The organism is Streptomyces hilarionis, from assembly GCF_024539675.1.
Taxonomy (GTDB): Bacteria; Actinomycetota; Actinomycetes; order Streptomycetales; family Streptomycetaceae; genus Streptomyces; species Streptomyces hilarionis.
This window is the reverse complement of the sequence record NZ_JAHHIT010000050.1, coordinates 39,505-66,376: the sequence shown is the minus strand read 5'-3', so window position 1 is coordinate 66,376 and position 26,872 is coordinate 39,505. Positions and strand designations below refer to the sequence as shown.

The window sequence follows — 26,872 nt, the reverse complement described above, 5'->3', positions numbered from 1 at the left end:
ACCCCACCCCGTACCCGAGAGGCCCCCCCATGAGCGCACCCTCCGGCGTCCCCAGAAGGCGACGCGCCCTGATCGCCGTCCTCAGCACGCTCGGGCTGGCCGCCGCCGCGGCGGCGACCGTCACGCTCCCCGCGAACGCCTCCGCGCCCACCCCGCCGACCGGGTGGTCGCAGGTCTTCGTCGACGACTTCACCGGTCCGGCCGGCACCGGCGTCAGCACCACGAACTGGCAGTACAGCACCGGGACCTCGTATCCGGGCGGGCCGGCCAACTGGGGCACCGGCGAGGTCGAGACGATGACGAACAGCACCGCCAACGTCTCGCTCGACGGCAACGGCAACCTGCGCATCACCCCGCTGCGCGACTCGGCCGGCCGCTGGACCTCGGGGCGCATCGAGACCCGGCGCACCGACTTCCAGCCCCCGGCCGGCGGCAAGCTGCGGATAGAGGCGCGGCTGCAGATGCCGAACGTGACCGGCACCGCCGCCGAGGGCTACTGGCCCGCGTTCTGGGCGCTCGGGGCGCCCTACCGGGGCAACTACCAGAACTGGCCCGGCGTGGGCGAGCTGGACATCATGGAGAACGTCCAAGGCCTGAACAAGGTGTGGGCCACGATGCACTGCGGCACCAGTCCGGGCGGCCCGTGCAACGAGACCAGCGGCATCGGCAACTCCGTCGCCTGTCCGAACAGCACCTGCCAGTCCGGCTTCCACACCTACGCGACGGAGTGGGACCGCTCGGTGTCGCCGGAGGCGGTCCGCTTCTACGTCGACGGCGTCAACTACCACACCGTCACCGCCAACCAGGTCGACGCGACGACGTGGAACAACGCGACGAACCACGGCTACTTCGTCATCCTGAACGTCGCGATGGGCGGCGGCTTCCCGGACGCCTTCGGCGGCGGCCTGGACGGCGACACCCAGCCGGGCCACCCGATGGTCGTCGACTACGTGCAGGTCCTCCAGGCCGCGGGCGGTGGGAGCGGTACCACGCCGCCGCCGACGGGCAACCGCGACGCCTACGGCACGATCCAGGCGGAGTCCTACGACAGCCAGTCGGGGACGATCACCGAGACGACGAGCGACACCGGGGGCGGACAGAACATCGGCGCTCTGGCGAACGGCGACTGGGCGCTGTACAAGGGCGTGAACTTCGGCTCCTCGGCGGCCACCCAGTTCACCGCGCGGGTCGCCGGCGGCGCGGCCGGCGGCGTCAGCGGACTGGTCGAGGTACGCCTCGACAGCCGCGGCGCCGCGCCGATCGGCAGCTTCGCCGTGGGCAACACCGGCGGCTGGCAGTCCTGGCGGACGATCCCGGCGAACATCGGGGCCGTCACCGGAACCCACGACGTGTACTTGACGTTCACCAGCGGACAGCCGGCGGACTTCGTCAACGTCAACTGGTTCTCCTTCGGCCACTGATCACCCCCCTTCTCCGACGAGGGGCGCCGCGCGGACGCGGGCCGCACCGGCCTGACGGACGCGCACGGGCCCGGGCGGGCACGCGGACGTCCACGCCCGGGCGCCCGGGACGCACCCCGGCCGGCTTCAGCGCAGTTCCGCGCGGAAGGCCACCGGGGTGTGTCCCGTGTGCAGTTGGAAGAACTTGGAGAAGTTCGCCGCGTCGGGGAAGCCGACCGCGGCGCCCACCCGGCCGATCGGCAGGTCCGTGTGGGCCAGCAGCCGCTTCGCCTCCAGGACGACCCGCTTGTCGATGAACCCCTTCGGCGTCTCGCCGGTGGCCGCGCGCACCGCGCGCACGAGGGTGCGACGGGAGTAGCCGAGCGCGTCGGCGTAGGCGCTGACGCTGTGGTTGGCGGCGAAGTCCCGCTCCACGGCGTCCCGGAAGAGCGTGAACGTGGTGTCGGCCTGCCGGCGCGCCGCCTCCTCGCCGCTGGCCGCGAGGTGCGCCAGCCGCAGCAGGAACGCGCTCAGGGCGTGCCGCAGCACCGCCGTGTGCAGGGCCGGGGGCAGCGCCGCGTCGTCGTACTCCTCGCGCAGATGCGTCAGTGCCGCACGCAGCCCCGCGAGTTGCGCCGCGTCGGGACGCAGGCGCGGGGGCAGGTCGTAGCGGTACAGGCCGGCGGCCTCGACCGTGGCCCGGGGGAGGAATCCGGGCTGCATGGTCAGGACGGTTCCGCGGTACTCGCTCGACGGGGAGAAGCGGTGGACCTGGCCCGGGCGGATCCACAGCAGGTCCCCGGCCGCCGCCTCGTGCTCGGCGAAATCGATCATGTGCCGGACCGGACCGTCGTCGAACAGCATCACCACGTGGAAGTCGATGCGGTGGACCCGCTCCAGCGGGGCATCCGTGTGCCAGGTGCGTCCGGCGCCCATCGGCCCGATCTGCATGCCGACGCCGCCGACGCTGTGCTCGACGGGGAAAGGAAAGGTCCTGATGCCCTCACCGGCGCCGTCTTGGGTACGTGTGTCCACCATGTCCTTCTCGTGCCGCCCACTTGCCGCCCGGCGTCGCTCACATGATGCGCGCCGGTGTCCCACATTCACCACAGGCTGACACAGGGAGACCTTCCCCCGTAAAAGTCAGACTTTTAAGTTTGAACACGCCAGAGCAGCTGACCCGCTCCGATCGAGGATTTCTTGAAGATGAGCACGCAGACCCCGAACAGCTTCGCGTGGACCGACATCGACCGGCGTGCCGTCGACACGGCGCGTCTGCTGGCCGCGGATGCCGTGCAGCAGGTGGGCAACGGTCACCCCGGAACCGCGATGAGCCTGGCCCCCGTCGCCTACACGATCTTTCAGAAGGTGATGCGGCACGACCCCGCCGACCCGGAGTGGACCGGGCGCGACCGCTTCGTCCTGTCCCCCGGCCACACCTCGCTGACGCTCTACACCCAGCTGTACCTCGCCGGCTACGAGCTGGAGCTCGACGACCTCAGGCGTTTTCGCACCCACGGCTCGAAGACCCCCGGACACCCCGAGTACGGGCACACCGCGGGCGTGGAGACGACCACCGGCCCGCTGGGGCAGGGCGTCGCCAACGCCGTGGGCATGGCGATGGCGGCCCGCTACGAGCGCGGCCTGTTCGACCCGGACTCCCCCGCGGGCGAGTCGCCGTTCGACCACACCGTCTGGGGGATCGTCTCGGACGGCGACCTCCAGGAGGGCGTCTCGGCCGAGGCCTCCTCGCTGGCCGGTCATCAAAAGCTCGGCAACCTCGTCCTCGTCTACGACGACAACCGCATCTCCATCGAGGGCGACACCGCCACCGCGTTCTCCGAGGACGTGCTCGGGCGCTACGCCGCCTACGGCTGGCACACCCAGCGCGTCGAGCCGGCCGAGGACGGCGACGTCGACGTCCCGGCCCTGTACGCGGCCCTGACGGCGGCGCGGGCCGAGACCGGGCGGCCCTCGATCATCTCGCTGCGCACGATCATCGCCTGGCCCGCGCCGAACGCGCAGGGCACCGGCGCCGCGCACGGCGCGGCCCTCGGCGCGGACGAGGTCGCCGCCACCAAGCGCGTCCTCGGCTTCGACCCGGAGCGCGCCTTCCAGGTCGGCGACGACGTCCTCGCCCACACCCGCGCGGCCCTCGACCGGGGCGCCGAGGCGCACGCCGCCTGGGACAAGCAGCTCGACGCCTGGCGCGGCACGGACCCCGGGCGCGCCGAGCTCTTCGACCGGGTGGTGGCCGGTCAGCTCCCCGAGGGCTGGCAGGACGAGCTCCCCGTGTTCGAGCCGGGCAAGTCCGTCGCCACGCGTGCCGCGTCCGGCAAGGTGCTCCAGGCGCTCGGCCCGGTCATCCCCGAGCTGTGGGGCGGCTCCGCCGACCTCGCCGGGTCCAACAACACGACGATCGACAAGACGTCGTCGTTCCTGCCCGAGGGCAACCCGCTGCCCGAGGCGAGCCCGTACGGCCGCACCGTGCACTTCGGCATCCGCGAGTTCTCGATGGCCGCGGAGATGAACGGCATCGCCCTGCACGGCAACACCCGCGTCTACGGCGGCACGTTCCTGGTGTTCTCCGACTACATGCGCAACGCCGTGCGCATGTCGGCGCTGATGCAGCTGCCGGTGACGTACGTGTGGACGCACGACTCCATCGGCCTGGGCGAGGACGGCCCCACCCACCAGCCGGTCGAGCACCTCGCGTCGCTGCGCGCCATCCCGGGCCTGAACGTGGTCCGCCCCGCCGACGCCAACGAGACCGCGATCGTGTGGCGCGAGATCCTCGAGCGGCACGCGACCCGGCCGGCCCCGCACGGACTGGCCCTCTCCCGGCAGGGCGTACCCACCTACGAGCCCGACCCCGACGCGGCGAAGGGCGGTTACGTCCTGCGCGACTCCTCGTCCGCGACGCCCGACGTCCTCATCGTCGCCACCGGCTCGGAGGTCCAGCTCGCCGTGGCCGCGCGGGAGGCGCTGGAGGCCGAGGGAATCGGCACGCGCGTGGTGTCCATGCCGTCCGTGGAGTGGTTCGAGGAGCAGCCCCGCGAGTACCGCGAGAGCGTGCTGCCGCCCTCGGTGAAGGCCCGGGTGGCGGTCGAGGCGGGCATCGGCCTGACCTGGCACCGCTTCGTGGGCGACGCGGGACGCATCGTCTCCCTGGAGCACTTCGGGGCCTCCGCCGACGCCGGGACCCTGTTCGCCGCCTACGGCTTCACCGCCGAGAACGTCGCCGCCGCCGCCAGGGAATCGCTGGCCGCCGCGCGCGGTTGATCCGACCGCACGAAAGAAGATGATCGAAGTGACCGAAGCGACCGCCACGGCGGGAGCCCTCGAGCGCCTGTCCGACGAAGGTGTCTCCATCTGGCTGGACGACCTCTCACGCGAGCGCATCCGCTCGGGCGACCTCGCCCGGCTCGTCGAGACGCGCAACGTCGTCGGCGTGACCACCAACCCGTCCATCTTCCAGGCCGCCATCGGCTCCGGCACGGGCTACGAGGAGCAGCTCGCCGACCTGGCGGTGCGGGGCGTCACGGTCGACGAGGCCGTGCGGATGCTGACGACCGCCGACGTGCGGGCCGCGGCCGACGTGCTGCGTCCCGTGTTCACGGCGACGGACGGGCTCGACGGCCGGGTCTCCATCGAGGTGGACCCCCGGCTGGCCCACGACACGGCGGCCACCGTCGCCGAGGCCAAGCAGCTCGCCTGGCTGGTGGACCGCCCCAACGTCATGATCAAGATCCCGGCGACGAAGGCGGGGCTGCCGGCGATCACCGAGGTCGTGGGCCTGGGGATCAGCGTCAACGTCACGCTGATCTTCTCCCTGGAGCGCTACCGCGAGGTCATGGACGCCTATCTGGCGGGCCTGGAGAAGGCGCGGGCCAGGGGCCTGGACCTGACGCTGATCCGGTCCGTGGCCTCCTTCTTCGTCTCCCGGGTCGACGCCGAGATCGACAAGCGGCTGACGGCCCTCGGCACCGACGCCGCCCTCGCGCTGAAGGGCCGGGCGGCGCTCGCCAACGCACGGTTGGCCTACCGGGCGTACGAGGAGGTCTTCGGCCCGGCGAACGCCCGCTGGACGGCGCTGGCCGGGGCGGGGGCGAACCGGCAGCGTCCGCTGTGGGCGTCCACCGGTGTGAAGGATCCTGCCTACAAGGACACGCTGTACGTGGACGGGCTGGTCGCCCCGGACACGGTCAACACCATGCCCGAGGCCACGCTGGACGCGGCCGCCGACCACGGTGACATCACCGGCGACACGGTCACCGGCGGCTACGCCGCGGCGCGCGCCGACCTGGCCGCGGTGGAGGCGCTGGGCGTCTCCTACGACGAGGTCGTCACCCGGTTGGAGGACGAGGGTGTCGCCAAGTTCGCGGCGGCGTGGCAGGACCTTCTGGACGCGGTCACGAAGTCGCTGACGAGCAAGGGAGTTGACGCCACATGAGCACGAGCAGTCTCGGCGCGGCCTGGGAGAACCCCCTGCGGGACCCGCGCGACCGGCGCCTGCCCCGCATCGCGGGCCCCTCGGGCCTCGTGATCTTCGGGGTGACGGGCGACCTCTCCCGCAAGAAGCTGATGCCGGCGGTCTACGACCTCGCCAACCGCGGTCTGCTCCCGCCGGGCTTCTCGCTCGTCGGGTTCGCCCGCCGCGACTGGGAGGACCAGGACTTCGCGCAGGTCGTCCACGACGCGGTGCGCGAGCACTCCCGGACCCCGTTCCGCGAGGAGGTCTGGCAGCAGCTGGCCGAGGGCATGCGGTTCGTCCCCGGCGACTTCGACGACGACACCGCGTTCAAGCAGCTCAAGAGCGCCGTCGAGGAGCTGGACTCCTCCCGCGGCACGGGCGGCAACTTCGCCTTCTACCTCTCCGTGCCCCCGAAGTTCTTCCCCAAGGTGGTCGAGCAGCTCAAGAAGCACGGCCTGGCCAAGGCGCGCAAGGGTTCCTGGCGGCGGGCGGTCATCGAGAAGCCGTTCGGGCACGACCTGGCCAGCGCTCAGGAGCTGAACGCCGTCGTGCACGACGTGTTCGAACCGGACCAGGTCTTCCGCATCGACCACTACCTGGGCAAGGAGACCGTCCAGAACATCCTGGCGCTGCGTTTCGCCAACACCATGTTCGAGCCGATCTGGAACCGGTCCTTCGTGGACCACGTGCAGATCACGATGGCCGAGGACATCGGCATCGGCGGCCGGGCCGGCTACTACGACGGCATCGGCTCGGCACGTGACGTCATCCAGAACCACCTGCTCCAGCTCATGGCCCTGACGGCCATGGAGGAGCCGGCCTCCTTCGACGCGTCCTCGCTGCTCACCGAGAAGCTCAAGGTGCTCAGGGCGGTGAAGCTGCCGGAGGACCTGGGCCGGCACACCGTGCGGGCGCAGTACGCGGGCGCCTGGCAGGGCGGCGAGAAGGTGAGCGGCTACCTCGAAGAGGACGGCATCGACCCGGCCTCCACGACGGACACCTTCGCCGCCGTCAAGCTGGGGGTGGACAACCGCCGCTGGGCGGGCGTCCCGTTCTACCTGCGCACCGGCAAGCGGCTGGGCCGCCGGGTCACCGAGATCGCGGTGGTCTTCCAGCGGGCGCCGCACTCGCCCTTCGACTCCACCGCCACCGAGGAGCTCGGCGCCAACGCGATCGTCATCCGCGTCCAGCCGGACGAGGGCATCACGGTCCGCTTCGGCTCCAAGGTCCCCGGCACCTCCATGGAGATCCGCGACGTGACGATGGACTTCGCCTACGGCGAGTCCTTCACCGAGTCCAGCCCCGAGGCCTACGAGCGGCTCATCCTGGACGTGCTGCTCGGCGACGCCAACCTGTTCCCGCGCCATCAGGAAGTGGAAGAGTCCTGGAGGATCCTCGACCCGATCGAGGAGTACTGGGCCCGGCACGGCAGGCCCGCGCAGTACGCCTCGGGCAGCTGGGGGCCCGAGGAAGCCGACGAGATGCTCGCACGAGACGGACGGAGCTGGCGCAGGCCATGAAGATCGACCTGACCGACACCACTGCAAGCAAGATCAACAAGGCGCTGGTGAAGGGTCGCCGCGCGATCGGCACACCGGCCGTGGGCATGGTCCTGACGATGGTCATCGTCACGGACGAGGAGAACGCCTACGACTCGATCAAGGCGGCCGAGGAGGCCTCGCACGAGCACCCCTCGCGCACCCTGGTCGTCATCAAGCGGCACGCCCGCACGCCCCGTGAGCGCACCGGGTCCCGCCTCGACGCCGAGGTCCGCGTCGGCTCCGAGGCCGGCACCGGCGAGACGGTCGTCCTGCGGACCTACGGCGAGGTGTCCGACCACGCCGACTCCGTCGTCCTGCCGCTGCTGCTCCCCGACGCGCCCGTCGTCGTGTGGTGGCCGGTGGACGCGCCGGACAACCCCGCCAAGGACCCGCTGGGCGCGCTCGCCCAGCGCAGGATCACCGACCTGTACGCCGTGGAGAACCCGCTCAGGGCGCTGGAGACCCGGGTCCGCTCCTACGCGCCCGGCGACACCGACCTCGCCTGGACCCGGCTGACCCCGTGGCGCTCGATGCTGGCGGCGGCCCTGGACCAGGCCCGGGTGCCGATCCTGTCGGGCGCCGTGGAGGCCGAGGCCGACAACCCCGCCGCGGAGCTGCTCGCGCGCTGGCTGGAGGCACGGCTCCAGGTCACGATCGACCGCGTCGTCACCGACGGGCCGGTCGTCACCGCCGTCCGCCTGGGCACCGCGGACGGCGAGATCGTCATCGACCGTCCCGAGGGCCCGCTGGCCACGCTCTCGCTGCCGGGCCAGCCCTCGCGCACCCTCGCGCTGAAGGTCCGCACCACCTCCGAACTCATCGCCGAGGAGCTCAGGCGCCTCGACGCGGACGAGATGTACGCCATCGCCCTGCGGGGCGAGGCCACCAAGGAGACCCCCTCTCATGTCTGACACCCCCAAGCTCACCCACCGGCCCGAGTGGGCGGCCCTGGAAGAGCACCGCAGCACCCCGCCCCTGCAACGCCCGCGGCTGCGCGAGCTGTTCGCCGACGACCCCGCGCGCGCCGAGCGGTACGTCGTGCGCGTCGGCGACCTGCGCATCGACTACTCCAAGCACCTGATCACCGACGAGACCCTCGCCCTGCTGCGCGAGCTCGCCGCCGCCACGGACGTGGCCGGGCAGCGCGACGCCATGTTCCGCGGCGAGAAGATCAACGTCACCGAGGACCGGGCCGTGCTGCACACCGCCCTGCGCGCCCCGCGCGACGCCGTGATCGAGGTCGACGGCGAGAACGTGGTGCCCGAGGTGCACGCGGTGCTGGACCGGATGAGCGACTTCGCGGAGCGGGTCCGCTCCGGCGAGTGGACCGGCCACACCGGCAGGCGCATCCGCAATGTCGTCAACATCGGCATCGGCGGCTCCGACCTCGGCCCGGCCATGGCGTACGAGGCCCTGCGCACCTTCGCGACGCGCGAGCTGACACTGCGCTTCGTGTCGAACGTGGACGGCGCCGACCTGCACGAGGCCCTGCGCGACCTGGACCCCGCGGAGACGCTGTTCATCGTCGCGTCCAAGACCTTCACCACGATCGAGACCATCACCAACGCGACCTCCGCGCGCTCCTGGCTGCTGGCCGGCCTCGGCGGCGAGACGAAGGCGGTCGCCCGGCACTTCGTGGCGCTGTCCACGAACGCCGGCAAGGTGGAGGAGTTCGGCATCGACCCGGACAACATGTTCGGGTTCTGGGACTGGGTCGGCGGCCGCTACTCCTTCGACTCGGCCATCGGCCTCTCCCTGATGATCGCCATCGGCCCGGACCGCTTCCGGGAACTGCTCGACGGGTTCCGCGTCGTCGACGAGCACTTCCGCACCGCTCCGGCCGAGGACAACGCCCCGCTGATCCTGGGCCTGCTGGGCATCTGGTACAGCAACTTCCTCGGCGCCGAGACGCACGCGGTGCTGCCGTACAGCCACTACCTGTCCAAGTTCACCGCCTACCTTCAGCAGTTGGACATGGAGTCCAACGGCAAGTCGGTGGACCGCGACGGCGACCGGGTCCAGTGGTCGACCGGTCCGGTGGTGTGGGGCACGCCCGGCACCAACGGTCAGCACGCCTACTACCAGTTGATCCACCAGGGCACCCGGCTGATCCCGGCCGACCTGATCGGGTTCGCGCGCCCGGCGGCCGAACTCGGCGGGGAACTGGCCGCCCAGCACGACCTGCTGATGGCCAACCTGTTCGCGCAGGGCCAGGCGCTCGCCTTCGGCAAGACCGCCGACGAGGTGCGCGCGGAGGGCGTGGCCGAGGAACAGGTGCCGCACCGCACCTTCCTGGGCAACCACCCCACCACCACGATCCTGGCCCGCGAACTGACCCCGTCGGTCCTCGGCCAGCTCATCGCCCTCTACGAGCACAAGGTGTTCGTCCAGGGCGCGGTGTGGAACATCGACTCCTTCGACCAGTGGGGCGTGGAGCTCGGCAAGGTCCTCGCCAAGCGCGTCGAGCCCGCGCTCACCGAGGGCGCCGAGGTGCCCGGCCTCGATCCCTCCACCTCCGCTCTCGTCGCCGCCTACCGCGAACTCAGGAAGTAGTGAACTGACATGACATCGATGCAGCTGGGTCTGATCGGGCTGGGCAAGATGGGCGGCAACATGCGCGAGCGGATCCGCCGCGCCGGCCACACCGTCGTCGGCTACGACCGCAACCCCGAACTCTCCGACGTCAAGGACCTCGCCGAACTGGTCGGGCAGCTCCAGGCGCCCCGCACGGTCTGGGTGATGGTGCCGGCGGGCGCCCCGACGCAGTCCGTCGTCGACGAGCTCGGCGAGCTGCTGGAGGCCGGGGACACGGTGGTCGACGGCGGCAACTCGCGCTGGACGGACGACGAGAAGCACGCCGAGGAACTCGGCGCCAAGGGCATCGGCTTCGTCGACGCGGGCGTCTCCGGCGGCGTGTGGGGACTCAAGAACGGCTACGCGCTGATGGTCGGCGGCGAGAAGGAGCACGTCGACCGGTTGCAGCCGATCTTCGACGCGCTCAAGCCCGAGGGCCCCTACGGCTACGTCCACGCCGGCAAGGTCGGCGCCGGGCACTTCTCGAAGATGGTCCACAACGGCATCGAGTACGCCATGATGCAGGCCTACGCCGAGGGCTGGGAGCTGCTGGAGAAGGTCGACTCCGTGGAGAACGTCCGCGAGGTCTTCCGCTCCTGGCAGGAGGGCACGGTCATCCGTTCCTGGCTGCTGGACCTGGCCGTCAACGCCCTCGACGAGGACACCCACCTGGACAAGCTGCGCGGCTACGCCGAGGACTCCGGCGAGGGCCGCTGGACGGTCGAGGCCGCCATCGACAACGCCGTGCCGCTGCCCGCGATCACGGCCTCGCTGTTCGCGCGGTTCGCCTCCCGGCAGGACGACTCGCCGCAGATGAAGATGATCGCGGCGCTGCGCAACCAGTTCGGCGGCCACGCCGTCGAGTCGGCGAAGAAGTAGGCGCGGGCCGTGGGGGATCTTCTGCTGGTCCGCCACGGGGAGACGGAATGGAGCAGGTCGGGACAGCACACGAGCTTCACCGACCTGCCCCTGACCGCACACGGCGAGGAACAGGCCAAGTCCCTCGCCGCGCTCCTCTCGGGCCGGACCTTCGCACTCGCCCTGACCAGCCCGCTGCAACGGGCGATACGCACCGCCGACCTCGCCGGCGTCGCCGGCGTGCGCGTCGAACCCGACCTGCACGAGTGGGACTACGGCGCCTACGAGGGCGTCACCACCGTCGACATCCACCGCGACCGCCCCGACTGGGACCTGTGGACCCACGGCGTGCCGCCGGGCCCGCAGGGCCGTCCCGGCGAGTCGCCCGAGCAGATCGGCCGGCGCGCCGACCGGGTGCTGGCCCGCGTGGCCCCGGCGCTCGACGACGGTGACGTCGTCCTCGTCGCCCACTCGCACTTCCTGCGGGTGCTGACGGCCCGTCGCCTCGGACTGCCGCCCGCCGAGGGCCGGTTGTTCCAGCTGGCCACGGGCACGGTGAGCCGGCTGTCGACGGAGCACGAGCGGCCCGTGATCGCCGGGTGGAACATCCGGGCCTGAAGGGTGTTGACACCGTTCGGACAGGCCCGCCAGAGTCGCGGCTGATGGAGATCGACGATCTGACACCGGCCGAACAGCGAGTCTGGCGGGCCTTCGCCACGGGAGCGACCGCGGACTTCCGCGAAGGCGCCCCGGGCGCGCCGGGACCCGACCGCGGGCCCGAACCGGCCGTGCGCGCGGTCGTGTTGCGCGCACTGCTCCTCAACGGCCCGCGCGAACCCGGCGAGGTGGCGGCGCTCAAGGTCTTGGGCGTGCGGATCACCGGGCAGTTGGACCTGCGGTACGCGGTCGTGGACAGCGTCGTACGCCTCAACCACTGCCGCTTCGACGCCACGCCGCGCCTGGCCGGCGCCCAGCTGAACTACGTGAACCTGCGCGACTGCGTGCTGCCCGGTCTGGCGGCGGCACGCAGCCGGATCGACGGCAGTCTGCGGCTGACGCGCTGCCGCATCGACGGCCCCGTGCAGCTCGGCGGGGCGCAGATCTCCGGTGCGCTCTTCGTGGACGGGGCCGAGATCACCGCCGAGGACCCCGCACAGCCGGTGCTCGCGCTCCACCAGCTCTCCGTCGACGACGACCTGTGCGCGCGAGGACTGCGCACGCGCGGGCCGATACGGCTCGACGGCGCCACCGTGGCCGGCTCGATCGATCTGGAGGACGCCGAGCTGAGCAATCCCGGCGGTTTCGTCCTGCGGGCGGAGGCCCTCGAGGTCGGCGCCAACGTGCTGGCCCGGCGGATGCGCGCCGACGGCCGCATCGACCTGCGCGGCTCGCGGGTCCCCGGCCGGGTGGACCTGCTGCACACCTCCCTGTCCAACCCGGGCGGCACCGCGCTGCGGGTGAGCAGCTGCGTCATGGGCGAGCTCTGGCTGCGCGAGGGGCCGCCGATCGTGGGCCGGCTCAATCTGCGGCGCGCCGAGGTCGGCCAGCTCCTCCTGGCGCCGGAGAAGCTGCCCGGCCAGGTGCGGCTGCTGGATCTCCGGTACACCTTCCTCACCCCGCACGAGCCCCCCGAGCGGCGGCTGCCGATGCTGGAGCGCGACGACGGCGCCTTCGACGCGCACGCCTACGAACAGCTCACCGCCGCGTACCGCACCACCGGCGACGACCGGGCCGCCCGACGGGTCCAGCTCGCCAAGCAGCGCCGCCACCGGGACACGCTCCCCTGGTACGGGCGGGTGTGGGGCCACCTCCAGGACGCGGCCGTGGGCTACGGGTTCCGCCCGCTGCGCGCGGCCGGCTGGCTGCTGTCCCTGCTGGCCGTGGGCTCGGTCGTGTACGCCGGGCACCACCCGCCGCCGCTGAAGGCGGGCGAGGCGCCTCCGTTCAGCCCGGTCTTCTACACCCTCGACCTCCTGCTGCCGGTGATCTCATTCGGCCAGGAGAGCGCGTTCGCGCCGGCCGGCTGGTACCAGGCCCTCTCGTACGTCCTGATCGTCACCGGCTGGGTCCTGGCCTCGACGGTCGTCGCCGGCGTGACCCGGACCGTCACCCGCCAGTGAGCCGGTGCACGGCGTGCTGGGCCGCCAGCCGCACCGGCGCGTTGGCGGCGCCGTAGCCGCGGTATCCGCCGTCGCGCTGGACCAGTTCGAAGAACACGCGGCCCACGGTGCGCGTGTAGCAGTGCCGGAAGACGCCGTGCGCGTCCCGGTCGTAGAGGATGCCGAGGTCGCGGTAGGTCTCCAGCTCGCCGTCGGCGAACTCGAAGCGGGCGGCCAGGTCGTCGTAGTAGTTCACGGGGATCGGCAGCGGCCGGCAGCCGGCCTCGACGAGACGACGGGCGGCGGCGACCACGTCGCCGGTGCCCAGGGCTATGTGCCGGGCGTGCGCGGTGTCGTCGCCGGGGGCCGCGGCGACGGTGAGCGGGAACCGGACGCCGCCGCCGGCGTCGGTGACGGCGCGGCTGCGCAGCAGCCCGTAGGGATCGGCCACGTCGACGCTCTCCTCGGCGTCGAGGCCGAGGACGCCTCGGTGGAACAGGACGGCCTCGTCGAAGCGGTGCCAGGGCTGGGTCAGGGCGACGTGATCGATGCGGACGTCGTCGGCCGCGGCGGGCGCGTGCGGCACGTCCTCGAAGTCGGCGCGCCAGTCGGGCAGTCCGGGCCGCCGCGTCGCGCACAGGAAGAGTTCGGTGCCGTCGGGGGCGGCGACGGCGTCGAGCGGGGCGTCCCCTTCGGCGCGGCGGCGCGGCAGGACCGGGGCGAGCAGGGCCTCCGCGCGGCGGGCGGCGGCGGCCGGGTCCGCGCTCTCCAGGCCGATCGCGGCGACGGCGGTGCCGTCCGCGGGGCTTTTGCCACGCGAGCGGTGCCGGGAGCGCGCGAGGGCGGCCCCGCCGGTGTTGACCAGGATCCGGGCCTCGCCCTGCTCCCACAGGTCGACCGGCTTGCCCCGGTGGCGGGCGGTGCGGGTGAAGCCGAGGCCGCCGAGCAGGGCGGCGACCGGGTCGGCGTCCTGGGTGACCAGTTCCGCGAAGGCCACCGCGGACGGGGGCGCCGGCGCGGGCAGGACCTCGACGCCGAGCTCCTCCTGGAGGAGCAGCAGGGAGCGGCGGGCGTCCACGGCGGTCGGGCCGGCCTCGGCCTGCCGGAAGACGTCGTTGAAGACCTCCAGGGAGAGCGGGCCGTCGTACCCGGCGCGCAGGACGCGTGCGACCAGTCCGGCCACGTCGAACCCGCCCTGGCCGGGGAAGCAGCGGTGGTGACGGCTCCACTGCAACACGTCCATGCCGAGCAGCGGGGCGTCGGCCAGCTGGAGGAAGAAGATCTTCTCGCCGGGGATGTCCTCGATGGCGTCGAGGTCTTTCGGACCGGAGCTGCGGGACAGGATGTGGAAGCTGTCCAGGCAGGTGCCGAGCGCGGGGTGCGCGGCGGTCTCGACGATGCGCCAGGCGTGGTCCCAGGTGCTGACGTGCCGTCCCCAGGCGAGCGCCTCGTAGGCGACGCGGATGCCGAAGTCCTGTGCCAGGTCGGCCAGTTCGCTCAGCTGTGCGGCGGCGAGCGCGTCGTCGTCGCGGGCGAGCGGGGAGACGCTGGAGCAGACCAGGACGGTGTCCGCGCCGAGTCTCTCCATCAGCTGGAACTTGTGCCGGGCGCGGCGCAGGTTGCGGGCGAACTCGTCGGCCGGGACGGCCTCGACGTCGCGCACGGGCTGGTAGAGGTCGACGGTGAGACCGAGGTCGGCGCAGCGGGCGCGGATCTCGTCCGGCGCGAGGGGGCCGGCCAGGAGGTCGTTCTCGAAGATCTCGACGCCGTCGAACCCGGCCCGGGCGGCGGCGGTGAGCTTCTCGGTGAGGGTTCCGCTCAGTGAGACGGTGGCGATGGACGTTCGCACGGTCGAGCTCCTTCGGGGGCGGTGCCGCGTCCCGTGCGGGGCGCGGGGCGTGGCGTCCTGCGGCGGCGCGAGCGGTCCGCGGCCGGCCGCGGCCGGCCCGCGCCGCTCATCCGGCGTGGCCCGCCGGATGCTCCGTGCCACGGGCCATCCGCGCGAAGTCGGCCAGCATGCGGGCGCTGTCCGGCTCGCGTCCGGTGAACAGCCGGAAGGCGTCCGCGGCCTGGAAGACGGCCATGCCCCCGCCGTCCACGGTGGCGCAGCCCCTCGCGCGGGCGGTGCGCACCAGTTCGGTCTCCAGGGGGCGGTACACGACCTCGGCGACCCACAGGGAGGGGCGCAGCAGCTCGCCGGGGAAGGGCAGGCCGGGGTGGGCGGCCATCCCGGTGGGGGTGGCGTGGACCACGCCGTCCGCCGACGCGAGCAGGGCGGCCAGCCGGTCCGGGGCGGCGGCCGCGGCCCTGCCCGGCCCGAAACCGCGGTCGAGGGAGGCGGCGAGCTCCGCGGCCCGCCCGGGCAGCGCGTCCACGACGGTGACCCGTCCCGCGCCCAGCGTGAGCATGGCGTGGGCGACGGCCGCGCCCGCGCCGCCCGCGCCCACCTGCACGACCCGCTCCAGCGGGACGTCGGGCAGGCCGCGGGCGAAGGACGCGGCGAACCCGGTGACGTCCGTGTTGTGGCCGACGGCCCGGCCGTCCTCGAAGACCACGGTGTTGACCGCGCCGAGCGCCTCGGCCTGCGCGGAGAGCGCGTCGAGGTGCTCGACGACCAGCTGTTTGCACGGGTGCGTGATGTTGAGCCCGGCGAAGCCGAGGTCGCGGGCGGCGCGCACCAGGTCGCCCACCGCCTCCGGGCCGACGCCGAGCGCGTCGATGTCGATGAGGCGGTACAGACAGCGCAGCCCCTGGCGGTCCGCCTCCCGCTCGTGCAGTGCCGGGCTGAGCGAGGGGCCGATGGCCGAACCGATGAGCCCGACGAGATACGAGTCCTGGGGGACGACGGCCACGGTGGACCTCCTCTGGGCTGGCTAATGTACGAACTGGTGAGTTAGTAATACACCGAGTCCGGGTTCGGGGGAAGCCCCCGCCCCTCTCACCCCGCGGACGGCCGGCGGGCTTCTAGAATCTCGGCACTGCACCCACGCCGCCCGAAGGAACCCGATGACCAGCGTCGACGAACCGGCACGCCCCCACGGCAACGGGCGCACCCGCGATGCCGCCCGGACCCGGGCCGAGATCCTCGACGTGGCGACCGCGGAGTTCGCCCGGGTCGGCTACGCCGGGGCCCGGGTGGACGACATCGCCGCCCGCACGAGCACCACGAAGCGGATGATCTACTACTACTTCGGCGGCAAGGACCAGCTGTTCACCGCCGTGCTGGAACGGGCCTACGGCGTGATCCGCGAGGCCGAGCAGCGGCTCGACGTCGAACACCTCGACCCGGTCGCGGCCATCCGCCGGCTGGCGGAGCTGACCTTCGACCACCACGAGCGACACCCCGACTTCATCCGCCTGGTGAGCATCGAGAACATCCACGAGGCCGAGCACATCGCCGCCTCCGAGAAACTCGGGCGGATCGGGTCCCCCGCGCTCGACGTGATCCGCCGCATCCTGGCCGCCGGTCGGGAGTCCGGCCTGTTCACGGCGGAGGTGGACGCCGTGGACCTGCACGCGATGATCAGCTCGTTCTGCTTCTTCCGGGTGGCCAACCGGCACACGTTCGGCGCCCTGTTCGGCCGCGACCTGGTCGACCCCGCGCAGCGCGAGCACTACCGCGCCATGCTCGGCGACATGGTGATCGCCTACCTCACGGCGGAACGCACGGCGGACTGATCAGGGGCCCGGAACCCGTCGGGCACGGCCGCGGCACGGCCGCCCGCGGGCTCGTGGCGGAAGCCGCGGGGGGCCGGGGCCGGGGCGCCCTCCGGCTTGTGGGCGGCCGGCGCGGCCGGGCGCGGCTCCCGCCGCCGGGATCCGCGCGACCTATTGACAGCCCGGAAACATCGGCGCAGCATCCCTAGCCATCCGCTACTAACTACCCAGTGGGTTAATTAGCCGGGCACGCACCCGGCGCAGCCGCCCCGCACCCCAGGGAACCGGCCCTTCTCCCCTTGCCCCGCTCCGCCTACCGTGGAGCCCCCTCGAAGGAGCACGCCGTGTCCGTCCCCGCCGCACCCCCCGGTCAGCCGAAGAAAGCCGCCACGGCGGCCTGGATCGGCAGCGCCCTCGAGTACTACGACTTCTTCATCTACGGCAGCGCGGCTGCACTGATCTTCCCGAAGGTCTTCTTCGACGAGTCCGACCCCGCCACCGCCACGCTGCTCTCCCTGGCCACGTTCGGCGTCGCCTACGCCGCCCGTCCGGTCGGCGCGCTCTTCCTGGGCCACTTCGGCGACCGCGCGGGCCGCAAGAAGGTCATGGTCTTCACGCTGGTCCTGATGGGCCTGTCGACGTTCCTCATCGGCTGCCTGCCCACCCGCGCCCAGGTCGGCTCGCTCGCGCCCGTGCTGCTCGTCCTGTGCCGTGTCCTGCAAGGCGTCTCGGCGGCCGGCGAGCAGGCCAGCGCCAACTCCATGACCCTCGAACACGCGCCGTCCGACCGGCGCGCGTTCTTCAGCAGTTTCACGCTCAGCGGCACCCAGGGCGGCCAGCTCCTCGCCACGCTCGTCTTCATCCCGATCGCGGCCCTCCCCGAGGAACAGCTGCTGTCCTGGGGCTGGCGGGTGCCCTTCTGGCTGAGCATCGCGGTCGCCGTCGCCGGCTACGTCATCCGCCGCAACCTGGAGGAGACCCCCGCCTTCACGGCCCAGAAGGCGACCGGCGAGGCCGTCGGGCTGCCCCTGGCGGTGCTGCTGCGGGAGCACTGGGCGGACGTCCTGCGGGTGATCGCGGGCGCGCTCGTCGCGTCGGTCAGCACCATCTTCACGGTGTGGGCGCTGGCCTACGCCACCAGCGACTCGGTCGGGATGAGCCGCTCCTCCATGCTGTGGGTGGGGGCGTCGGCCAACCTGGTCGCGCTGGCGGCCATCCCGGCGTGGGCCGCTCTCTCCGACCGCGTCGGCCGCCGCCCGGTGTACCTGATCGGCGCCGCCGGCAGCGCGGTGGCGATGTTCGCCTACCTGTGGGCGATCTCCACCGGCTCCTACCCGCTGATCATGCTCCTGGGCGTCCTGGCCTTCGGAGTCGTCTACAGCGCCGCGAACGGGGTCTGGCCCTCCTTCTACGGGGAGATGTTCTCCACCCGCGTCCGGCTGTCCGGCATGGCCGTCGGCACGCAGATCGGCTTCGCGGTGGCGGGCTTCGCGGTCACCTTCGCCGCACGGCTCGCGGGCCCGGACGGCGACGACTGGTCCACGGTGGCCTTCTTCACGGCGGCGCTGTGCGTGCCTCCCGTGATCGCGGCCCTGTCGGCCCGGGAGACGGCGGGGATCCCGACGGAGCGACTCGGCGAGCGCGACCGCCGGGAGGCCGCCCGGCCGGAGAAGGTGACGGTCTGACCCCGCCGCCGGGGCTCCCCGCACCGAGCCCCGGCGGCCGGCCGGCCCGAGCGTGACCCCGGGTCGGGCGGGCCTCCGGGAAGCCGCCGCGCCGGGGGCTCCCAGCGCGGCGCGGCGCGGCTCGGAGGTCCCGAGCGTCGTCCAGGCCCGCCCGGTCGGCCGTGCGGGCGGCCGCGGCCCGCGCCGGACCGCTCGGGCCGCGGGGCGTCAGGCGTTCGACCAGCCGCGCCGGCACAGCACCAGCCGGTATCCGTCCGGGTCCTCGACGGTCACGCCCCACTCGTTCCAGTACGGGTTGGGCGACTGCGTCCGCCGGCCCCCGTTCCGCTCCAGCCGGGCCACCAGGTCGTCCGGCACGGGACCGTCGACGTAGACCACGAGCAGGTCCTCCTCGGTCGGGCGCGGCTCGACCGGGCGGCCCGGCTCGTGGACGAGCTCCAGATGCCAGCCGGCGTCCGGCCAGCCGAGCATGAGCAGGTCGTGCTCGCCGGGCTCCCCGCCGCCCTCGGCCCGCCACAGCACGCTCAGCCCGAGCCCCTCCCCCCAGAACCGTTCCGCGGCGGCCAGGTCGCGCGAGGGCCGGGCGAAGCGGATGTGGCTACGGCCGTTGACGGGCATGACGACTTCTCCTCACAGGGGTGGCGTCCGCGCAGGGGCGGCGGTCCGCTCCCGCAGCCTAGGCAGCGGGCCGCGTCGCGGCATCGGCCGTCGGCCCTACGTCCGCGGACCGATGCCGCGCGGTCCCCCCGAGGCCTCTCGGCCGTCGTCCCCGCCGGCAGGGGGCCGGGAAAGAGTAGACAGTGTCTACTCCTCGCTGGTAGACACTGTCCATGACCGAACCAGCATCCGATCCGGAACGGACCGCGACGCCCTCGAGCGGCACCGGCTCCGACGCCGGCCTGCGCACCCGTCTCGTCGACGTCGGCGTGGACCTCGTCCGTCAGAAGGGCGTCGGCGCGCTGACCCTGCGCGAGATCGCGCGGCGGGCCGGTGTCTCGCACGGGGCGCCCCGCCGCCACTTCCCCACGCACCTGGAACTGCTGTCGGCCATCGCGCACCGCGGATTCACCGACCTCGCCACGCGCGTGAGCGCGGCCCGCGGCGACGACGGCGCGGAGCCCCGCGGGCAGCTCACCGCGCTCGGCGGCGTCTATCTGCGGTTCGCCCTGGAGAACTCCGGGATGTACGAGCTGATGTTCCGTCATGATCTGCTGGAGAGCGGCCACCTGCGACTGCGCGACACCAGCCTGCCGTTGTTCGGGGTGCTGGTGGAGCTCGTCGGCCGGGTGCGACCGGACGCCGACGCCCGTGCCGTCGCGGCCGCGCTGTGGGCGAACCTGCACGGCATCGCCCAGCTGTGGCGCTGGGGCAGTCTGCAACTCGCCACCGGCGCCGACGACTTCGGGCCGCTGCTGCGCACGGCGCTGGACGCGCACCTGGGGCCCGAGGGCGCGCGGTGAACCGCTCCCTCACGCTGGCGAGCAGCGTGGCGGGCGCGGTGATCGTCGCCCTGGACGGCACCGTGCTCACCGTGGCGCGGCCCGCTCTGCAACACGACCTGCACGCCTCCCTGGCCGGGGCCCAGTGGACCGGCACCGGCTATCTGGTCGCGGTGGCGAGTCTGCTCGTGTTCGCCGGGCGGCTCGGCGACCGCCACGGACACCGCCGCGTCTTCGCCGTGGGCATGCTGGGCTTCGGGGCCGTCTCGGCGGCCCTGGCCGTGGCGCCGGGGGTGGGCTGGGTGATCGGGCTGCGGATCGTGCAGGGCGTGTTCGGGGCGCTGCTGCAACCGGCCACGCTGGGCATGCTGCGGGCGTCGTTCCCACCGGAGCGGCTGCGCACGCCGATCGCGGTGCGCACGGCCGCCATCGGGGTGGCGGCGGCCGCCGGGCCCGTGGTCGGCGGGGCGCTGACCAGCGAGTTCGGCTGGCGGTCGGTGTTCCTCGTCAACGTCGTGCCCGCGCTGCTCTTCGGCGCGCTCGCTCTCGCCTCCCGGGAGGAGCGACAGCCGTCGGCCGGCACATCGCTCGACCTGCCCGGCGCCCTGCTCCTCGCGCTCGCGCTGGCCTGTCTGGTGCACACCCTGGTCGCCCTCCCCGGCGTGACCTGGTCGGCGCCGGTCGCCCTGCTCGCCGCCGTCGCCTTCGTGCGGCACGAGCGACGCGCCCCGGACCCCCTGCTGCCGTCGTCGGCTTTCGGGCGAACCGGCGGGGACGGCCGCGGCCCGCGCCCGGTCTGCGCCGCGCTCGGTCTGCTCGTCGTCGCGTCGGCGGCGCTGAACGGCGCGGTGTTCGCCTGCGTCTACCTCCTCCAGGACGGCCTGGGTCTCACCCCGCTGCACAGCGCCCTGCTCAGCCTTCCGCTGGCCGTGTCGCTGGTGGCCGCCGCCCCCGTCGCCGCGGTCCTGCTGCGCCGGGCCGGTGCGCGCGCCACGCTCACGGGAGCGACGGCCGTGCTCGCCCTCGGCCTCCTCGTCCTCGCCGCCGCCGCGGCTCCCGCCGTCTTCTGCGCCGGATTCGCGCTGGTGGGCGCGGGGTTCGGCGCGACGATGGTGGCGGCGACCCATGTCGTCGTCCGGCTGGCGCCCGCCGAGTCGGCCGGGGTGGCGGGCGGGTTGCAGCAGACGGCGATGAACGTCGGACCGGCGCTCGGCGTCGCGACGGCGACCGTGCTCATGGACCTGGGCGCGCCGCGCTCGCCCCTGTGGGCGCTGGCGTGCGCGGCCGCGGCCGCCCCGGCGCTGTGCCGGACGCTGCCGGGCCGTGCGCGCCCCGCCGCCACCGCCCTCCCGGCCGGCTTCCCCGCTGGTCACCCGGCGGACGGAAGCGACGCAACGCACAGGGATCACCGGGCCGAAAGGGGTCCGTACGCGCGTTCCCTGCGCGACGATGAGGTCGGAGGCCGTCCCGGCGGGTAGGCCGGGACCGCGCCTTGAACGAACGCACCGGAGGACAAGATGGCACTGCTGCGACAAGAGGTCGATCCGAGCGAGGCCGGGCTGGACGGGAAGGCGCTGGACCGCCTCGACCAGCATCTCGCCCACCTGGTCGGCGAAGGGCGTCTGCCCGGGTACCTCTTGGCCGTCTCACGCGGCGGCCGCGTCGCGCACCTCACCGCCCACGGGCGCCGCGACGTCGCCGCCGGGCTGCCCGTCGAGGCCGACACCCTCTACCGGATCTACTCCATGACCAAGCCGGTGACCTCGGTCGCCGCGCTGATACTGATGGAGGAAGGCCGGCTGGGGCTCGACGACCCGGTCGCCGACCATCTGCCGGCCTTCGCCGACCAGCGCGTGTACACCGGCGGTTCGGGCGCGGACCTGTCCACCCGGCCGGTCGAGCAGCCGCTGCTGGTGCGGCATCTGATGACCCACACCGCGGGCCTGACCTTCGCGTTCTACCACTGTCACCCGGTGGACGCCCTGTACCGCGAGGCGGGACTGGACTCGGCGGTGCTGCCGGGCTCCGACCTCGCGGGCACCGTGGAGGCGTACGCGCGGCTGCCGCTTCAGTTCGAGCCCGGCACCCAGTGGAACTACTCGGTGGCCACGAACGTGCTGGGCCGGGTCGTCGAAGTGGTCTCGGGACGCCCGCTGGACGAGTTCCTCGCCGAGCGGATCTTCCGTCCGCTCGGCATGCCCGACGCCGGGTTCCAGGTGAACGACGAACAGGCCGGCCGGCTGGCGGAGTTGTACGGGGACGCCGACGGCGGCGGCATCGAGCCCATCGCGGGCCTGCCCCTGTTCGGCCGCCCCCGCTTCCTGTCGGGCAGCGGCGGCATGGTCGCGACCGCCTACGACGTCCACCGGTTCAGCGAGCTGCTGCGGCGGCGCGGCGAGCTCGACGGGGTGCGTCTGCTCGCGCCCGGGACGGTCGACCTGATGACCCGCAACCACCTCCCCGGCGGCGCCGACCTGCGCGCCTTCGGCAGCCGTCCCGCCCACGACGAGCCGGGAAACGACGGGGTCGGCTTTGGACTCGGGGTGTCCGTGGTCGTCGACCCGAGCCGCACCCAGGCCCCCTGCGGGCTGGGCACGTACGGCTGGAGCGGCGTCGCCACCACCACCTTCTGGGTCGACCCCGCCCACGACGTCTCCGTGCAGTTCCTGACCCAGCTGCGCCCGCGGAAGTCGCTGAAGCTCTATCCCGACCTCAAACGGCTGGTCCACGAGGCGATCACCGGCTGACCGCGGCCGGACCGCCGCCCGCACGGGCGCTCGCACACCCGCGCGGCCCCGCGCCCCCGCGCTCCCCCGCACCCGGCGGTGGCCGCACGCACGCCATCGGCCTCCACGGGGTCCGGTTACGCGGGTGCGTACACCGGAGCCCGTGCGTCGCGCCCGATGGGTCCGCCGGATCCGGCGGACTCCGCCGTCAGTTCGTGACGCGCAGCGTGAAGTCGAGTCCGTCGGCACGCAGTTCGTCCAGCCACTGCTCGGAGCGCTCGGCCGTCCCGGCCGCCCTGCCCAGCCCCGGCGGCAGCGACCCGTCGAGGACGTGCCGCACGCCGAGCGCCAGCGGGCGGGAGACGCAGCGGGCCATCGCGCTCTCGTCGGCGTCGCCCTCCAGGTCCAGGAGGTACTCGCCGGACCAGGAGCCGGCGTCCCCGGCGCGGGAGTCCGGGTCCGCGGTCACCTCCAGCGCCACGGACAGGACGACACGGTCGCGGTCGGCGGCCGTGGTCGGGTGGGCGGCCGCCAGTTCCCGGGCGAGCGCGGCGATCCGCGCGTCGTCCCCCGTCCTCAGCTCCTCGAACACCGCGTCCCAGGCCCGCAGCCAGCCGTCCAGGCGCAGCGTCCCGCGCACGAAGACGAGCGGCCGCCAGGCCGGGGGCAGCGCGTACTGCCCGATGAACGGGAGGCTGTCGCGGTTGGGGTAGGCCTCGAACCGCTCGCCGCCGACGAGGTGGCCGCGGGTGGCCTCCCACGGCCGGTCGACGACGGTCTCGACACCGTCGTCGAGGTAACGCGCGCGCGTGCGCAGGGCGTTGAGGACGCCGAGCGGGGCCCAGCTGAACCGGTACCTGAAGTCGTCGGGGACCGCGGGGACGCCTCCGCAGTAGGAGGTGAGACGGTACGCGGCGGGCGTGCGCTCCCCGATCGCCCGCCGGGCCCGGGCGACGAGGCTGTGCGCGAAGAGATGGTCCACGCCCGGGTCCAGTCCGGCCTCGGTGAGGACGACGACCCCGGCCGCGGCCGCCGCCGGCGCCTGCGCGCACACGGCGTCCGCCGCGTAGCTGGAGCACGCGAAGTGGGCCCGGGCGGCCACGCACACCTCGAGCAGCGGGCCGTGGTCGGGCGCGGGCAGCATCGACACCACGACGTCCCCCGGGGACAGCTCGGCGGCGAGCGCGTCCAGGGTGTAGGCGCGCGGCTCGGCGCGTCCGGTCAGGCCCAGCCCGTCCAGGGCCGCGGCCGCGCGTCGCACGGTGCGGTGCCACAGGCGGACGCGGTCGGCGTGCTCGCACAGGGCGGCCAGGCCGCTGCCCGTGGAGAGGCCGGCGCCGATCCAGTGGACCGTGCCGGTGGCGGGCACGGCGTCAGCCACGGCCGTCCTCCCCCGGCGCGCCGAACCGCCCCGCGTCCGGGCCGGGTTCGCGGCTCGCCTCGTGGAAGCGGTCCAGACAGCGACCCCAGGCCCCGCCGGTCCCGAAGTCGGCGAGCAGCGGGGTGAGCGCCGCCGAGAAGTCGACGCTGGACTCGCGCGGCAGCAGGGACGGCAGGTTGTCGATGGCGATCAGGTCCAGCGGGGGGTCCTTGCGCAGCCGCCGCACCGGGTCGGCCCACTCGGTCGTGCGGTCGTACACCGGCAGGACGTTGAGCGGCGAGCCCACGTCGCAGGTGACGTCGGACAGGGTGCGCAGCCGGCGGACGGGGTCGTCCAGGTCCTGCTCGCGGACGAACGGCGGGACGGGGGTGGTGGCGAGGACGCAGTTGACCATCACGTCGTGCGCGAGCAGTGCGGGCCGGTCCAGGTCGCGGGTCTGCGCCAGGTCCCAGCAGGTGGGGTCGACGCCGGCCGTGGCGAAGGCGGCCCGCGCGCCCCGGCCGCTGCGGCCCAGGGCGCCGACGACGAGGGCCGTGAACTCCCCGCGCGCGTGCTCCGTTTGACGCAGGGCCGCGTCCAACTCGTCCTTGTCGGTGGGAACGAGCGGAGCGGTCAGCCCGCCGCGGTGCTGGAGGACCGCGAGGGCGGCGCCGAGGTAGCCCGCCCAGAACCCGAAGGCGGCGAGCCGCCGGCCGTCGTCGTCGACCAGGTACTCCAGATCGAGGAGCGCCCCGCCGCCGGCGTCGAACCGGCGGAGCAACGCCGCCGCTCCCGGCTGGCGCTTGTAGGCGTGCCCGAAAAAAACATGACGGTGCCTCAGCTCGCCCGGCTCGTCGGGGAGTTCCTTGAGACCGAGGACGACGGCGTCGTCCGGCGCGGAGGTCCACGAGCCGGCCGGGACGATCCGCGCGCCGACGGCCTCGTAGTCCCGGGTCGGGAAGACGCGCTGCGGGCAGTCCTCGACGCTCAGGCGCACGCCCGCCTCGATGAGGCGGCGGGCGTCGTCGGGGACGACGGGGGTGCGCCGTTCGGTGGCGCGGACCTCGTGGCGCAGCCACAGGTGGAGTGCCGTCATACGCGGTTGACCTCCGGACGCGGGGCGCCGGACGCGAAGCGGTCGGCGCTCAGGGGGGCGACGTCCACGAAGGGTACGCGGCCCAGATACAGGTCGCGGACGACCTCGCCGACGGCCGGGCCCTGGAGGAAGCCGTGACCGGAGAAGCCGGTCGCGTACAGGAAGCGCGAGACCGTCGTGGCCTCGCCGATCAGGGCGTTGTGGTCGGGGGTCACCTCGTACAGGCCCGCCCAGCCGCCCGTGCGGCGCAGGTCGAGGAGGGCGGGGGCGCGGCGCTCCATGGCCGCGGTGAGGCGGGGGATCCACCGGTCGTGGGTGTCGGTGGCGAAGCCGGGCCGCTCGTCCGGGTCGGACATGCCGACGAGGAGGCCGGGGCCCTCGGCGTGGAAGTAGAGGCTGCTGGAGAAGTCGATCGTCATGGGGAGGTCCGGCGGGAGGCCCGGGACCGGTTCGGTGACGGCGATCTGGCGGCGCAGCGGCCGCACGGGCAGGTCCACGCCGGCCATCGCGCCGACGGACCGGGACCAGGCGCCGGCCGCGCAGATCACCGTGTTCGTGGCGATCGGGCCGAGCGTGGTGCGCACCGCGGTGATCATGTCGCCCTGCCGGTCGATGCCGGTGACGGCGGTGTGGCGCAGGATGCGCGCCCCGCACCGGCGGGCCGCGGCCGCGTACCCGTGGACGACGGCTTCGGGGGTGCAGTGACCGTCGTCCGGCGAGAACGCGGCCGCGAGTAACCCCTCGGTGCGCACCAGCGGGGACAGACGGCGCGCCTCGGCCGGGTCGATCATCCGGCTGGGCACGCCGAGCGCGTTCTGGAGCCGCACGCCCGCCTCGAAGGAGGCGACCTCCTGCGGGGTCGACAGCAGGAAGAGGTAGCCGACGCGGCGCAGCCCGATGTCGTGGCCGATCTCCTCCCCGAACCGCGCGAACGCCTCCAGGCTGCGCGCCCCGAGCCGGACGTTCAGCTCGTCGGAGAACTGGGCGCGGACTCCTCCGGCGGCCTTCGAGGTGGATCCGGCCGCGAGCTCGTCCCGTTCCAGCAGCAGGACGTCGCGGACGCCGGCGGCGGCGAGGTGGTAGGCGATGGCCGTGCCCATCACCCCGCCGCCGATGACGACGACCGAGGCATGCGGGTTCACGCGGGCGGCTCCTTTCGGCGGAAGCCCCGGCCCGTCGCCGGGGCCGGGGCTCTGTCATGCGCCGGGGCTGTCGTGGGCCGGGCGGTGCTGCGCCGGGCCGCCGTGGTCCCCGCCCGTCGGGGCGGCGGCGCGCCGCGCGCTCAGGACCAGTGCGCCACCGCGTCCAGGTGGGGCAGCCGGTGGTCCATGCGCTCCCGCTTCGTGCGCAGGTAGGTGATGTTGTTCTCGCACGGTTCGATCAGCAGCGGCACCTCTTCGGCGACCCTGATGCCGTTGTCCGTCAGCGCCTCGCGCTTGCGCGGGTTGTTCGACATCAGGCGGACCGACCGCACGCCGAGGTCGCGCAGGATGTCGGCGGCCGCCTTGTAGTCGCGGGCGTCCACCGGGAAGCCGAGGGCCACGTTGGCCTCGACGGTGTCCAGGCCCTCCGCCTGAAGCGCCATGGCGCGCAGCTTGCCGAGCAGGCCTATGCCGCGGCCCTCGTGCCCGCGCAGGTAGACGACCACGCCACGGCCCTCCGCGACCACCGCCCGCAGCGCGGACTCCAGCTGGTCGCCGCACTCGCAGTGCTGGGAGCCGAACGCGTCGCCGGTCAGGCATTCCGAGTGCAGCCGGGTCAGCACGTCCTCCGCGCCGATCTCGCCGTAGACCAGGGCGACTTGTTCGTCACCGCGGTCGTGGTCCATATAACCGATCGCCTGGAATTTCCCGTACACGGTGGGCAGGGGGGCATTCACCACGCGTTCCACACCGGTGCGCTGCGGGGTCTTCGTGCCGAGTACGCCAATGTTTTCTGTCATGATCTGGTTCCTAAGCAGAGA

At 73.4% G+C, this 26,872-nt stretch carries 22 protein-coding genes; 14 read left to right on the top strand and 8 right to left on the bottom strand.

All coding sequences use genetic code 11. The features are described 5' to 3' along the window. Positions 1–29 precede the first annotated feature (29 nt). On the top strand, positions 30–1,421 hold the full coding sequence (locus KMS84_RS12590) for a glycoside hydrolase family 16 protein (protein WP_256916257.1): 1,392 nt from the start codon (positions 30–32) through the stop codon (positions 1,419–1,421). A gap of 126 nt (positions 1,422–1,547) precedes the next feature. On the opposite strand, the gene KMS84_RS12585 is transcribed toward KMS84_RS12590, so the two are convergent. Continuing rightward, a complete protein-coding gene (locus tag KMS84_RS12585) occupies positions 1,548–2,438 on the bottom strand; it encodes a helix-turn-helix domain-containing protein (protein ID WP_256916256.1) in 891 nt (296 codons plus the stop codon). Positions 2,439–2,606: 168 nt separating this feature from the next. Here KMS84_RS12585 and tkt point away from each other — a divergent pair, with 168 nt between their 5' ends. The 8 genes from tkt to KMS84_RS12545 are packed head-to-tail and all read left to right on the top strand — an operon-like array spanning position 2,607 to position 12,967. Then, entirely contained in the window at positions 2,607–4,682 is a 2,076-nt protein-coding gene (gene tkt, locus KMS84_RS12580) for a transketolase (protein ID WP_256916255.1), read from the top strand. A gap of 19 nt (positions 4,683–4,701) precedes the next feature. Further along, positions 4,702–5,853 (top strand): transaldolase, encoded by a 1,152-nt coding sequence (tal, locus tag KMS84_RS12575; RefSeq protein WP_256916254.1) that lies wholly within the window; start codon positions 4,702–4,704, stop codon positions 5,851–5,853. After that, a complete protein-coding gene (zwf, locus tag KMS84_RS12570; RefSeq protein WP_256916253.1) occupies positions 5,850–7,394 on the top strand; it encodes a glucose-6-phosphate dehydrogenase in 1,545 nt (514 codons plus the stop codon). The genes tal and zwf overlap by 4 nt, the downstream gene beginning before the upstream one ends. Continuing rightward, the gene (gene opcA, locus KMS84_RS12565; RefSeq protein WP_256916252.1) at positions 7,391–8,326 is read left to right on the top strand and encodes a glucose-6-phosphate dehydrogenase assembly protein OpcA; all 936 of its coding nucleotides are present in this window, start codon (positions 7,391–7,393) and stop codon (positions 8,324–8,326) included. The genes zwf and opcA overlap by 4 nt, the downstream gene beginning before the upstream one ends. After that, positions 8,319–9,968 (top strand): glucose-6-phosphate isomerase, encoded by a 1,650-nt coding sequence (pgi, locus tag KMS84_RS12560; protein WP_256916251.1) that lies wholly within the window; start codon positions 8,319–8,321, stop codon positions 9,966–9,968. The genes opcA and pgi overlap by 8 nt, the downstream gene beginning before the upstream one ends. Before the next feature lie 18 nt (positions 9,969–9,986). Then, the gene (gene gnd / locus KMS84_RS12555) at positions 9,987–10,868 is read left to right on the top strand and encodes a phosphogluconate dehydrogenase (NAD(+)-dependent, decarboxylating) (RefSeq protein WP_256916268.1); all 882 of its coding nucleotides are present in this window, start codon (positions 9,987–9,989) and stop codon (positions 10,866–10,868) included. A 9-nt stretch (positions 10,869–10,877) separates the two neighbouring features. Then, the gene (locus KMS84_RS12550) at positions 10,878–11,465 is read left to right on the top strand and encodes a histidine phosphatase family protein (protein WP_256916250.1); all 588 of its coding nucleotides are present in this window, start codon (positions 10,878–10,880) and stop codon (positions 11,463–11,465) included. 44 nt (positions 11,466–11,509) lie between these two features. Then, complete coding sequence (locus KMS84_RS12545; RefSeq protein WP_256916249.1) at positions 11,510–12,967, top strand: membrane-associated oxidoreductase; 1,458 nt, start codon at positions 11,510–11,512, stop codon at positions 12,965–12,967. On the opposite strand, the gene KMS84_RS12540 is transcribed toward KMS84_RS12545, so the two are convergent. Continuing rightward, a complete protein-coding gene (locus tag KMS84_RS12540) occupies positions 12,954–14,795 on the bottom strand; it encodes a bifunctional sugar phosphate isomerase/epimerase/4-hydroxyphenylpyruvate dioxygenase family protein (protein ID WP_256916248.1) in 1,842 nt (613 codons plus the stop codon). The two genes, KMS84_RS12545 and KMS84_RS12540, sit on opposite strands and share 14 nt — an antisense overlap. 106 nt (positions 14,796–14,901) lie before the next feature. After that, a complete protein-coding gene (locus KMS84_RS12535; RefSeq protein ID WP_256916247.1) occupies positions 14,902–15,798 on the bottom strand; it encodes a shikimate dehydrogenase in 897 nt (298 codons plus the stop codon). A gap of 154 nt (positions 15,799–15,952) precedes the next feature. Here KMS84_RS12535 and KMS84_RS12530 point away from each other — a divergent pair, with 154 nt between their 5' ends. Continuing rightward, positions 15,953–16,624 carry a TetR/AcrR family transcriptional regulator gene (locus tag KMS84_RS12530; protein WP_256916246.1) on the top strand — a complete coding sequence of 224 codons (672 nt, stop codon included), beginning with the start codon at positions 15,953–15,955 and terminating at the stop codon, positions 16,622–16,624. Positions 16,625–16,947: 323 nt separating this feature from the next. Beyond that, positions 16,948–18,288 carry an MFS transporter gene (locus KMS84_RS12525; RefSeq protein WP_256916245.1) on the top strand — a complete coding sequence of 447 codons (1,341 nt, stop codon included), beginning with the start codon at positions 16,948–16,950 and terminating at the stop codon, positions 18,286–18,288. Positions 18,289–18,495: 207 nt separating this feature from the next. Here the strand turns inward: KMS84_RS12525 and KMS84_RS12520 are convergent, their stop codons facing one another. Beyond that, positions 18,496–18,906 (bottom strand): VOC family protein, encoded by a 411-nt coding sequence (locus KMS84_RS12520; protein WP_256916244.1) that lies wholly within the window; start codon positions 18,904–18,906, stop codon positions 18,496–18,498. 212 nt (positions 18,907–19,118) lie between these two features. Here KMS84_RS12520 and KMS84_RS12515 point away from each other — a divergent pair, with 212 nt between their 5' ends. From KMS84_RS12515 to KMS84_RS12505, 3 genes are read left to right on the top strand one after another with little or no spacing between them, the layout of a single operon-like run. Further along, positions 19,119–19,748, top strand: a complete 630-nt coding sequence (locus KMS84_RS12515; RefSeq protein WP_256916243.1) for a TetR/AcrR family transcriptional regulator — start codon at positions 19,119–19,121, stop codon at positions 19,746–19,748. Next, a complete protein-coding gene (locus KMS84_RS12510; RefSeq protein ID WP_256916242.1) occupies positions 19,745–21,205 on the top strand; it encodes an MFS transporter in 1,461 nt (486 codons plus the stop codon). The genes KMS84_RS12515 and KMS84_RS12510 overlap by 4 nt, the downstream gene beginning before the upstream one ends. Positions 21,206–21,244: 39 nt before the next feature. Further along, the gene (locus KMS84_RS12505; protein WP_256916241.1) at positions 21,245–22,474 is read left to right on the top strand and encodes a serine hydrolase domain-containing protein; all 1,230 of its coding nucleotides are present in this window, start codon (positions 21,245–21,247) and stop codon (positions 22,472–22,474) included. A 187-nt stretch (positions 22,475–22,661) separates the two neighbouring features. Here the strand turns inward: KMS84_RS12505 and KMS84_RS12500 are convergent, their stop codons facing one another. The 4 genes from KMS84_RS12500 to ribA form a co-directional block, all read right to left on the bottom strand. Further along, a complete protein-coding gene (locus KMS84_RS12500) occupies positions 22,662–23,834 on the bottom strand; it encodes a saccharopine dehydrogenase family protein (RefSeq protein WP_256916240.1) in 1,173 nt (390 codons plus the stop codon). Continuing rightward, on the bottom strand, positions 23,827–24,909 hold the full coding sequence (locus KMS84_RS12495) for a saccharopine dehydrogenase (protein WP_256916239.1): 1,083 nt from the start codon (positions 24,907–24,909) through the stop codon (positions 23,827–23,829). The genes KMS84_RS12500 and KMS84_RS12495 overlap by 8 nt, the downstream gene beginning before the upstream one ends. Then, complete coding sequence (locus tag KMS84_RS12490; RefSeq protein ID WP_256916238.1) at positions 24,906–26,051, bottom strand: NAD(P)/FAD-dependent oxidoreductase; 1,146 nt, start codon at positions 26,049–26,051, stop codon at positions 24,906–24,908. Before KMS84_RS12490 ends, KMS84_RS12495 begins: the two co-directional genes overlap by 4 nt. Positions 26,052–26,191: 140 nt before the next feature. After that, entirely contained in the window at positions 26,192–26,851 is a 660-nt protein-coding gene (gene ribA, locus KMS84_RS12485) for a GTP cyclohydrolase II (RefSeq protein WP_256916237.1), read from the bottom strand. Positions 26,852–26,872 lie beyond the last annotated feature (21 nt).